The 11515-nt window shown below is 30.8% G+C and carries 7 protein-coding genes; 2 read left to right on the forward strand and 5 right to left on the reverse strand.

Going from position 1 to position 11515, the window contains the following annotated elements; genetic code table 11:
* Nucleotides 1–67: 67 nt before the first annotated feature.
* The 5 genes from ACE193_RS23080 to ACE193_RS23100 all read right to left on the reverse strand — a co-directional run bounded on the left by ACE193_RS23080 (nt 68) and on the right by ACE193_RS23100 (nt 7905).
* Nucleotides 68–4087, reverse strand: coding sequence for a PAS domain-containing protein (locus tag ACE193_RS23080; protein WP_375560544.1), 4020 nt, complete (start codon nt 4085–4087; stop codon nt 68–70).
* A 200-nt stretch (nt 4088–4287) separates the two neighbouring features.
* Nucleotides 4288–5004, reverse strand: a complete 717-nt coding sequence (locus ACE193_RS23085; protein ID WP_375560545.1) for a hypothetical protein — start codon at nt 5002–5004, stop codon at nt 4288–4290.
* A gap of 201 nt (nt 5005–5205) precedes the next feature.
* Nucleotides 5206–5544 carry a carboxymuconolactone decarboxylase family protein gene (locus ACE193_RS23090; RefSeq protein WP_375560546.1) on the reverse strand — a complete coding sequence of 113 codons (339 nt, stop codon included), beginning with the start codon at nt 5542–5544 and terminating at the stop codon, nt 5206–5208.
* 43 nt (nt 5545–5587) lie between these two features.
* Nucleotides 5588–6940: a stage 0 sporulation family protein gene (locus ACE193_RS23095; RefSeq protein ID WP_375560547.1), complete on the reverse strand. Its 1353-nt coding sequence runs from the start codon at nt 6938–6940 to the stop codon at nt 5588–5590.
* 140 nt (nt 6941–7080) lie between these two features.
* Entirely contained in the window at nt 7081–7905 is an 825-nt protein-coding gene (locus ACE193_RS23100; protein WP_375560548.1) for a Nif3-like dinuclear metal center hexameric protein, read from the reverse strand.
* A 172-nt stretch (nt 7906–8077) separates the two neighbouring features.
* On the opposite strand from ACE193_RS23100, the gene ACE193_RS23105 reads away from it, so the two are divergent.
* Together ACE193_RS23105 and ACE193_RS23110 are read left to right on the forward strand one after the other, a co-directional pair.
* On the forward strand, nt 8078–9481 hold the full coding sequence (locus tag ACE193_RS23105) for a cyclic nucleotide-binding domain-containing protein (protein ID WP_375560549.1): 1404 nt from the start codon (nt 8078–8080) through the stop codon (nt 9479–9481).
* 424 nt (nt 9482–9905) lie between these two features.
* On the forward strand, nt 9906–11444 hold the full coding sequence (locus ACE193_RS23110; RefSeq protein ID WP_375560550.1) for a S41 family peptidase: 1539 nt from the start codon (nt 9906–9908) through the stop codon (nt 11442–11444).
* Nucleotides 11445–11515 lie beyond the last annotated feature (71 nt).

An 11515-nucleotide genomic window follows, 5' to 3' on the forward strand; every position in this document is an offset into this window, starting at 1 on the left:
TTTGTGCATCTATTCCCTAGATAAGTAATTCTAATTACTTATTTTATTGATTATTCTAGTTTGGAATTTATATTGTAATTCCCATTACACAAATATCATCAATTTGTTCGTGTTCTGTTCCTGTCCAGTTCATTAGATTTCTTTTGAGAGAAACTCTTTGATGGCGCATAGAAGTACTATGTGTATCATATAGGAGTTGCCTAAATTTGATGGACATAAATTTTCGTCCTTCTTCTCCTCCAAATTGGTCTTGGTAGCCATCAGAATAAATATAAAATGCCTCTACATTTTCTAATTCAATGATATGGTTTGTATATTCTATATCCATAAATTTTTGTGTTCGTCCTCCAATAGGATGTACATCTCCTTTAATAAGAGTTAGATTTGCATCTGCACCACCTTTTTTGCGTTTTTTATGTATATAAACTAAAGGGCTTTTTGCACCTGCAAATTCCATCATTCCGACAGATTTATCAACAACAACAACAGCCATATCCATCCCATCACGATTTCCTGTGGTGTCTTGTTTCAAAATCCTTCTTATTTCTTTTTGCATAAAATCTAAGATTTTACTAGGTGTCGTAACCTGTTGTTGAAGAATAATATCATTTAGAAGTGTAGTTCCAAGTAATGACATAAATGCCCCTGGTACTCCATGCCCTGTACAATCTCCTACAACGGCAATTTTACGAGTTCCTATTTCATTGTACCAATAAAAATCTCCTGAAACTACATCTTTTGGCTCAAAGAATACAAAGGCATCTTCGAATATCTGTTTCAAATCTTGTGTTCCTCCTAGCATGGCTGATTGAATGCGCTGTGCATAATTGATACTAGAAACAAGATTATTATTTTGTTTTTCTAATTGAGCTGACGTTTTTTCTAGTTTATTTTTAGCAAGTTCAGATTTAGTTACATCTTGAAGTGTTCCCTTCATTTTGATAAGATTTCCTTCTTCATCAAAAACAGGATAGCCTTTTTCTCTTACATAAAAAGTTTTTTTATTTGGTGTATGAATACGATAAACGGCATTAAATTCTTCTTTTTTTGTTACAGCTACTGTCCATGCTTGATTTAATGAAATTGAATCTTCTTTTTCTATCCATTCTTGAAATATGGCAGTATCTTGTGGTATTTGATGGTTTTCTATTTGAAATACTTTATCAAAACTCTCTGACCACTCTACTTTTTTGGTTGTGATATTCATATCATAACTCACAATTTGAGCAATACGTTGAGATTCTTCTAGATTTTCTTTGTTTTCTTTTACATAATTGAGAAGTTCTTGCTGTATTTTTTGTTGTGTTACTTCTTCACTAATATCTTGTGCTGTTCCTATCAATGTAGTTGGTTCACCATTTTCGTTATAATTGATAATAGAGTAAGTACGATAATGCTTCCAAGGTTCTTTTGGTAAATGAGGAGGCTTTGCTCTGTAAGTTGTAAAGACTTCTTTTTGCCCACTCATTATTGCTTCATTAATCATGTTTTGATGAGATTCTCTTTCATCAGGATGAATAATAGAGTGAAATACGACTTGATTGACAATAGTATCTTTTTCTAATCCATAAATAGCAGGAAGATTTTCAGAGTGTTTAATTTCTCTTGTATGAAGATTCCAAACATAACTTCCCATTTTTGCCATTTTTTCGGCATCAGTAAGCATTTGCTGTTGTTGTTCTAATTCTTTTTGAGAAGTAAGTAGTTTTTGAGTTTGGGTTTCTATGATTTGTTCAGCTTGTTTCCTTTGTGTAATATCCATCAAGATACCATCAAGATAATTTATATTATTGATTTTATCTTCAACTACTTGTCCTGTTTCTTCTACCCAAATAACAGAACCATTTTTATGAATAAGACGATATTCTATTTTATAAGGTTGTTTTGTTTCAATAGCTTGAGTTATTTCTTCATTAGTAGAGTTATCATCTGGATGAATAATACTAGCAAAAGAACATACTTTATTATCTAAGAAATCAGAAGCTGCATAACCTGTAATGCGTTCGACTCCTTTAGAAATGAATTTCATTGTCCAATTTTCATCAATCAAAGAGCGATACATAATCCCTTGTAAGTTATTACTAAGAGATTCTAGTTGTATTTGAGATTGTTCTAATGCTTGTTGTTGTAATGTAATTTGAGTAATATCCTGAACTACCCCTAACAATCTTTCTGGATTACCTGTAACATCTCTTATTAAAGTTCCTTCTAATTTTAAATATTTCCATTCAGTATGTTTTGGCCCTTTAAAACGAGCAATTTGAATGAAATTATCTTTTAATCCTTGCATTAACAGTAGAGAATTTGTTTCTAATTCTTTATAATCATCTTTGTGATAATATTTTAGTTGTTTTTGCACATTTTTCATTTCATCACCCTCTAAGCCATAAATAAGAGCTAAATTTTTGGAATTATGATAAGAGCGTGCCTTTAAATCTCCCTCAAAGCTTCCTATTTGAGAAATTTCTTCTGCACGATTAAGAAGAATACGCTGTTCTTCTGCCTCTCGCTGTGCAACAAAAAGGTTATCGTTGATAAGCTGTAATTGCTCTGTATTCTGACGTAATTCTTCTTCAGAGGCTTGTAACTCTTGGTTTTGTATGCTTGCTTCTTGTAATAATCTTTTTATTTCTTGTTCTTTTTGTATGCTTTCTGTAATGTCTTGCAAGCTATTAACAACATAACTTAACTTTCCTCTTTTATTAAAGACACCATGAGTAGTGCCTTGAAACCAATGCCAATCTTTAAAATAATCAGTTTTGATACGCAAGCGATAATAAGTATCTTCTTCATTTTCAATGGCTTTTTTCTGACTTTCTAATAGTTTTGGATAATCCTCAGAATGAATAACATTTTCTAAGAATTGACTATCAATTTTGACATTTTTATCAACTCCTAAAAGAGTATTTAAGTGTTCTGTGTGTGTGATTTCATTAGTTTTGATATCCAAATCATAAGCAGCTAATTTTGCCATTTCTTTGGCTTGTGAAACTCTATTAATATAGACTTTTAGTTCTCTCTGTGAATTAATTAAGTTATCATTTACCGTTTTCATTTGTTCAGAATTTTGTCGTAACTCTTCTTCTGATGCTTGTAATTCTTGATTATTTTCTTCTAATGTTCTAGTCGCAATTTCGACATCTGTAAAAGCCATTTTTACTTGATTTACCATTGGCTTTAAAACAAAAAATGAAATAGACCAAATAAAAGCTAGTAGAAAGCCTATCACTCCAAACTGTGCTATTTGTATATAAGTTAGTTTTTCTTGTGCTTCTTCTTTATAAGTAACCACAACTTTATCCATTATAGGAAGAAAAGCTCTTTCATTGCGTTCTATTTTCTGAATCGCATCTCGCATACTATTTCTGCTACTTTCTAGGTCTGCGACTTTATTGGCATCTAAAAGCTGCTCTACGCCTGCCAAAATTCCATTGTAATAAGGGGAAAGAGAATTATATAAAAGGGTTACCTCTTCAGAATTAATATGATTTTTACTAAAAGGTAATGTATTTTCTTTTCCTATTAAATTGAGATGTGCTGTTTCAAATTCTTTTATATCTATATCTAAAGCATTTATATAAGGAACTTGCTCTTCGCTTTGTGAGTTTGTTGTAGCTATGTATAAAGCACTTTTAGCTATTTTTTGACTCAACATGCGCTGTCTTCCTGACGTATTGATTACAGGGGCATCATTTTGCTGGTCAGATATAAAATTTTGAACAACGAAATAACTTCCTAATAAGAGAACTGTAATAATAAGTGGTGCAGCTATATTTCCAATTCGTAGTTTTTTTAGAATTGCATTGTTTTCTTTTTCATACTGTTCTGAGCTGATTCCCTTTTGTTCATAACTAGCAATCAGTTTGTCTCTCAAAGAACCCATATATGCAAAAGCCCCTCCTAGTACTAAAGGAGCAGAATCAATTACAAAGTGAATTGGATTGAGTTTATGGAGTTGAATAATTATATCCCAACCAAAAGCAAGTTGCTTAAAGAAGAATCCATCAAGTATTAGGGCAAATAAAGGGAAAAACAAACCAAATACTAGCCCACCGATGGCGTATTTGAGTGTATTGGAATAACGCATATATCTTTATAGAGCTATCTTATTTATTTGAAAAGTCAATATAGAATAAGATAAAGGGGAAAATAAGTAGAATTTTGTATCTGTATGGATAGGGAAACACAAATATATAGCCAATATAAGCATTTTTTTTGTGCTAAAGTAGCATTTTAAAGAGATGTTTTTTATTTATTTATAGTATAAGTGCGTGTACTTTGCCTTATTTAATTTTCTAATTGGACTTTTTTTATAAAATGCTTATAATCAGAGTAAGTAAAATATTTTTTCTGATTCAAAAAAACTTCTTTTTGATTTTTAAATTCTTCTTCCTTGCCTATGGGAACATCTATTTTGTAATCAATTATCTTTTCTAGTTCTTCTTTTGTAAAAAACACTTTTCTTAAAATAAGACGAACTGTTCTGAAACTCTCTTCAATATCTGAAATCCATATTAGTAATTGAATAGCAAAAAATAGAAAAAAAGCATTCAATAAATGAGGTAAAATATAGACATATAGATTGCTATAATCTGCTAGTGCATTTTCTAATAATTTACTATCAATACTTCTCAAACGAGTATAGTTATCATATTTCCACCATTTTTCGAAGAAATACATTTGTATGTGTTGGGTAAGTAAATAACAAGCATTGATAATCCAAAAAATAGTTCCACTATTATTTTTCTCTATTTCATAAAGCATAAAACGTTTTTTTAAGAAAACAACTACTAACATAGTTGCTACCAAACTTAAAGCTAAAGAAATATAATAAGATATACCATAATCTAATTTTCCATTCTGAAAAAGAGAAAGTAGATATTGATTTTTAAGAAAAAATAATTTTAAAATCCCCTCTGCAAATAATGCACAACTTATAGGAATAATAATAAATAAGAGAAAAAACCAAAAATAATAAGATAGATTAAAAACTTTTGTCTTCATAAATTTAATACAACTATTTGATAGTTTTTTTGTGATGTCTATTTTATTGGATTAAAAAATAAAACCTATTTTAAAATGCTATTCAAAATAGGTTTTTACTTAGGAATAATTACAAATTATGAATGTAATGCGCTGAATATCAATAATTTGTTGTTTTTAAATGAGTATGTTATTTAATTTCAATTCCTTAGTAGGAAAAAATTATTTATTCAGTTCTTCCAAATATTCCATTGCTCTTCTAAGATGTGGAATTACGATTGTTCCTCCTACAAGATTAGCTATTGCCATTGCTTCAATGATTTGTTCGTCTGAAATTCCTGCTTCTTTTGCTTTTCCTAAATGATATTTGATGCAATCATCACAACGCAAAACCATCGAACAAGTAAGCCCAATAAGTTCTTTTGTTTTGATGTCTAGTGTTCCCTCTGCATACGCATTAGTATCTAAATTGAAAATACGTTTTAATACTTTATTATCAGCAGCCATAATTTTTTCATTCATTTTACTGCGATAGGCATTGAATTCTTCTACTTGATTCATCTTTTTGATAGTGGTTATTTAATAGTCATTACTAGAAAATTAATTAATTTTGATTATTTTTTGATTCCCCATTTTGTGTTTTTCTTTGTCTTAAAGGATTACCTTTTCTTTTTTTGCGTTTGTTTGCTTGATTTTGTTTGTTGCTTTCAAGAGTTGATGCTGAAGAGGTATTTACTTCTTCTGGTTTAGAAATTTTTTTTCGTGGTCTTCGTGTGCGAGTTCTTTTTTTGCGAACATTTTCTGTATGAGAAATTCCATTTTCAGCTTTTCGTCTTACATTTCTTTCAAACTCTTCGGCATCAATAATATGATTGTCTTGTAGTGTTGTGTCTAATGTTTCGCCTTCTGAAAGCCATTCAGATGGTTTTAGTGAGGGAGGAAACTCTTTTTTTTCATTGAGTTTCAAGATTGTATTTACTTCTTCGATAGACAAAGCATACCACATATTCTCAGAGTTATAACTAAACCACATTAGTTTTTTGAAAATATCTGTTTTTTGTAATTGTGCTTCGCCTTCTTGTGTACGCAAAAATTTTACTTCTGGAATGTCTTTAAGAGCATCTAAATAAGTGTCCAATTCATAATTAAGACAACATTTTAATTTTCCACATTGCCCTGAAAGTTTGGATGTATTCAAAGAAAGATTTTGATAACGTGCAGCTGTTGTACTGACTGGTTTGAAGTCTGAAAGCCACGTTGAGCAGCAAAGTTCACGTCCACAAACACCAATTCCACCTACTCGGCTGGCTTCTTGTCGGAGGCTAATTTGTCGCATTTCGATACGAATTCTGAATTCTGCTGCCAACATTCGGATAAGTTCACGAAAATCTACCCTTGAATCTGCCGAATAATAAAAAGTTGCTTTTGTACAATCAGCTTGATATTCTACATCAGAGAGTTTCATTGCCAAATGAGTTTGGTTAATGATTTCTCGTGTTCGGTACATTGTTGGAAGCTCTCTATTTCTAGCTTCAATGAGCTTGTCCAAATCGTTTTGTGTAGCCTTTCTTTCAATATTACAAATACTCTCATCGTCCATTTTGATGCGTTTTTTTCGCATTTGCAGACGCACAAGTTCGCCTTGTAAAGATATATGACCTACATGGAAACCTCTTTCTACTTCCAATGTTACAGCATCACCTGTAATTAAATGGATGTTATTTATATTTCTACAAAAGGCTTTTCTGCCTCCTTTAAATTTTACTTCTACAATTTCAAATGGTTTTGTATCAGGGAGTTCCATTTGAGAAAGCCAATCAAACGAATTTAGACGATTACAACCCGAAGTACCACAATTTCCATTGCTTTTACAGCCTTTTGGTTCTTCATTACTTTCGTTTTGTTCATTTTCTGTATCTATTTTTTGTGCATTCGTTGCACATGAATTACAACTCATTTTTATATATATTTTGACGCAAAGAAATAATTATTTTTTTGCGTGGAAATTCTTAGGAAAATTTTACATAACTGGTTCAAGCGTCGACGCTTGAACCAGTTATATTATATCAAAATTACAAATTTTTCCCTAATAATTTCTTAAAAATAATATTCTACTGGATTTGTATTCGTTTCACAAGCTATAATTTTTATATCAGAAAATTTTTCTTGAAGGAAATCAACTAATAAATCTTTCGTAAAAACTTCACTTTCATAGTGTCCAATATCACAAATCACAATTTTATCTTCAGCATCAAAAAACTCGTGGTATTTGTAATCTCCTGTAATAAAAAAATCAGCTTGTTTTTTGAGAGCTTCTTTTAAAAGAAAACTTCCTGCACCACCACAGATAGCAATTTTTTTCACTTTTCTATCTTTGAAGTTTTTTAAGCTAGTATGTTTTATCAAAGGCAAATTCATTTTTGATTTGAGATTTGCTAGAAAAGCAGTGGCAGAAATGGCTTCTGATAATTCCCCAATCATTCCAGAGCCTACATTTTGAGTTTCATTATTTCCTTTATGAAAAATAGTAGGCTTGGGAGATAAAATTTGTGTATTAATAAGTCCTATTTTTTCGGCTATTTTAGCATTTACTCCATTTTGAACATTATCCAAATTAGTATGAATGGCATAAATTCCGATTCCTTCTTGAATGGCTTTTATGACTGTTCTTTCGATATAATTTTTTCCTGTAAGGCTTTTTAAGCCTCTAAAAATAATAGGATGATGTGCCACAATCAGATTGCAGTTTTTTGCTTTTGCTTCTTCTATAACGGATTCAATCGTATCTAAAGAAACCAAAATTCCTGTAATTTCTGTATTCGGATTTCCCACCAAAAGTCCAGAATTATCATACGATTCTTGAAAATTAAGGGGAGCAATAGATTCTAAGTAAGATGTAATTTGAGAAAAAGTATAAGTCATTGTTTTATTTTTATATTAAAATTCAAGCGAAGACGCTTAGATTAGTCGTTTCATTTTTGCCTAAAATACAAACATAAAAAATAATTCTACCATTTTATTAAGAAAAATAGTAACTTTAAAATTCATTTCAATCAACTGTATTCCTACCCAACCGTTTAAAAAAAATATTGCTGTGATAGATAGAATTAATAAAGTAGAATCGCTCAAACAATCTCCTCTTTTTACTTCCCTTCCTCAAGAAGCATTAGAAAAAATAGCTGCAAAAGCAAAAATGCGTCAGTTTTTTCCTGATGAAACGGTTGTTTGGCAAGGAAAGGCAAGTGATAGTTTGTATTTGATTATCAACGGAATTGTGGCAGTAAAGAAAATTATTGCAAGTGGAAAAGAACAAATTTTTGCTTATCTAATGGCAGGAAATACCTTTGGAGAAGTAGGAATATTAGAAAATCAACCTCGTTCGGCTACCGTTTCGGCATTGAGTGATGTTGATGTATTGGTTATTCAGCGAGATGATTTTATACAGATGATGTACGATTATCCTCAAATCGGAATTGGTCTTTGTAAAATGTTAGGGAAATATTTGGTAGAATCAAATCGAAGACAGACAAGAGCATCAAAAAAGGCTCGTTTGATTTTGGTTTTTAGTCTTACACCAAACGCAGGAGGAACGAATATTGGAAACTCTTTGGCTCGTATTTTACACGCACAGACCAAACAAACAACCGTTTATACAGAATATCCAACACCTCAAAATTTGATTTCGGATTTGAATATTCGTAAAAGAGCAAAGATTTACAAACATACAGCAGGATATGATATTTTGCTTTCTCAAGATGAAAATACAGATTTACCTCTTTCTGCTCGTCTGACTTTGTTTTTAGATACAATGATGTCAGATTATGAAAATATTATTATTACCCTAAAAAATCAAACTTATATTGATGAGAATTTGGCAATGCTACTGGAGTTTGTCAATCAGATTATTATTGTTTCCCCACCGTTGGAGGAAGCAATGCATGTTGTCCCAAAACTACAAAAACAAATTCGTGACCATGTGCGAAGTGATGAGGCTACCATTTTTACTATTATCAATCGTTGTAGTCCAGAACACGAGAAAACAAAAATTAAAGGAGGTTCAGATTTTGATGTTCCTTATATTCCAGATTTGCCTTTACTTGTAGATTCGGAAGACGCAAACTATAAAATTCCTCGTCCGATAGAAGAAATGCTAGGTTCGATTATAGACCGTTTGGAACGAACACATCAAATAGGCGTTTTTATTCCTTCTACTATCTCAGTTGATAAACCGATTGATACAACTAAGTATGTCGAACAAACACTCAAATTTTTGGCAGAACGTTTTGGAGGAGCAACAAGCAAAGAAGCAAAAGGCGTTTGGAATAGCGAAAAAGCAGGTTTGGTAGATGAAAAAGTGTATGTTGTTCATACCTATGTTACTCAAAAAGACATGAATAAATACCTTGACGAAGTAGTAGATTATATCAAAATGCTAAAAGTAGAACTGCAACAAGAAGCAATGGCTTTAGAAATTGATAAGAAAATGACGATTATTTAATTTTTTATCAATTACGGATTATAAGTCAGCGTAGCTAATTAAAAATTATGATTACCATTTAGCTCTTATCAGTATTTTTACCATTTATTTTTTTTATGTTCCTTGCCATTGTTGGTGGGGACACCATAGCCGTAAGGTTAAAATTTTAGTTGTCTTTCTGTTCCGTAGGAACTTTATATTGGTAGTAAAAATAAGAAAGAAAGAGTGTATTTTGTTCCGTTAGGAACTACATATTGGTAGGTTTCAAAATTTTTAATACAAAATGCGACCAATATACAACTCCTACGGAGTAAATGATTTTTAACTTTTCTGTTTTTATCTACCAATATGAAACTCCTAACGGAGTAGAGGGCAAAATTTCTCAATAGCCTTACGGCTGTGGTGTTCTTACCAACAAATATTATTACCATATCATTAAACTCCCATGAAAAAGCTCATTTTATTTTTTTGCCTACAATTTTGTTTTATTTCTGTTGCTTTTGCTCAAAATAATCAAGAAACTATATCTTTTCAAGCCTTACAAGATGATGCAGAGTTACTTTGGAATGCGCTCAATGAATTGCATCCAGCCTTGTACAAATACAATGATACAATGGCTTTAGAAGAGAAATATCAAAAATTACTAACTGATTTTTCAGAGGATAAAACAGCAGAAGAAACGCTTTTACTTTTTTCAGAATTTACGGCTGCTATAAAATGTGGACATACAGGCATTAATCCATTCAATCAAGAAAATAAAATTATTGATACGCTTTATAATCAAAAAAAGCTATTGCCTTTTACGTTTAAGATTATAGAAAATCAATGGGTTGTTTATAAATCTGTTTCGGATAAGCTCAAAAAAGGTGATGTAATTGTGTCTATAAACGGTAATTCTTCGGATATTATTTTTCAGAATATTACTAAATACATCAAAACGGATGGAGATAGACAAATCAAAAAATTAAAAGATGTAGAATTAACATTGACTTCAAAATATGAATATTTTGATTATTACTTTCCTTTGCTTTATAAACTAGAAAATGAAATAAAAGTAGAAGTAAAAAAGAATGGAAAAGAAACAACTGAAACAATGACTATTGAGCTTCTAAAAAAAGAGGAACGAAAAGATGAATTTGAAAAGTATTTTCCTTTGCTGACACAAAATTATGATGATTTGTGGAGTTTTAAACTAAATACTAAATATGCCTATTTGGAATTAGGAACATTTCAGACAGAAAAACTTTCTTATGACTGGAAAAGGTATCTAAATGATGCTTTTTATCAAATCAACAAACAGAAAATTCCTCATCTGATTATAGATGTCAGAGGAAATGAAGGAGGAAACAAAGAAGTAACCCAGTTTTTAATGGGAAAAATAGCAAATAAAGATTGGAAACCTGTTTTTAAAAAATCATATGTCGCTTATAATGAAGTAAATGACAGCTTGCAAATTCATTTGACTACTTCGAATAAGAAAAATTATAAGTCATCTAGTTGGACAAAACGCTGGAATGAAAATTATAGAGTTTTGAAAGGTACACCTGATGAACCTAAAATTATTCTTTCAAAACTAACAGCTTATAAAGGAAAAATTTATTTGTTAATAGATGGAAAAGTGAGTGCAGATGCTTTTGAGTTAGTAGAAAATTGTAAGAAAAATAACTTTGCTACACTTATCGGAACGACTACTGGAGGAACAAAAAAAGGGTTTACAGCAGAACGATTTTTTGTACTCAATCTTCCTAATTCGAATATACAAATTGATATTCCTTTGGTTGGTAAATACCCAATATACAAGCTAGAAGATGAAGGAATTGAGCCAAATGTTGAAGAAAAAGAAACTTTAGGTGACTTTATTGCACGAAAAGATAAAGCTCTTGATAAAGCAAAAAAAATTATAGAGCAAACAGAAAAAGGCAAGAAAGAAGTAGAAGAAACTGAAAGTGAAGAAAATGAAGAAAGTGAAGAAAATCAAAAGTAGTGTCTTATTCCTTAATCAATAAATATCATTACTAAAAGATGTTATTTTTGAAAAGTATTTGGTAGATTGCA

Source organism: Bernardetia aquimarina (assembly GCF_042180575.1).
In the GTDB taxonomy this organism is placed as follows: Bacteria; Bacteroidota; Bacteroidia; order Cytophagales; family Bernardetiaceae; genus Bernardetia.

Bases quoted from the DNA above. Each gene is read 5' to 3' on its own strand.
- ACE193_RS23080 (WP_375560544.1), bottom strand. From the start codon at position 4,087: ATGCGTTATTCCAATACACTCAAATACGCCATCGGTGGGCTAGTATTT.
- ACE193_RS23085 (WP_375560545.1), bottom strand. From the start codon at position 5,004: ATGAAGACAAAAGTTTTTAATCTATCTTATTATTTTTGGTTTTTTCTC.
- ACE193_RS23090 (WP_375560546.1), bottom strand. From the start codon at position 5,544: ATGAATCAAGTAGAAGAATTCAATGCCTATCGCAGTAAAATGAATGAA.
- ACE193_RS23095 (WP_375560547.1), bottom strand. From the start codon at position 6,940: ATGAGTTGTAATTCATGTGCAACGAATGCACAAAAAATAGATACAGAA.
- ACE193_RS23100 (WP_375560548.1), bottom strand. From the start codon at position 7,905: ATGACTTATACTTTTTCTCAAATTACATCTTACTTAGAATCTATTGCT.
- ACE193_RS23110 (WP_375560550.1), top strand. From the start codon at position 9,906: ATGAAAAAGCTCATTTTATTTTTTTGCCTACAATTTTGTTTTATTTCT.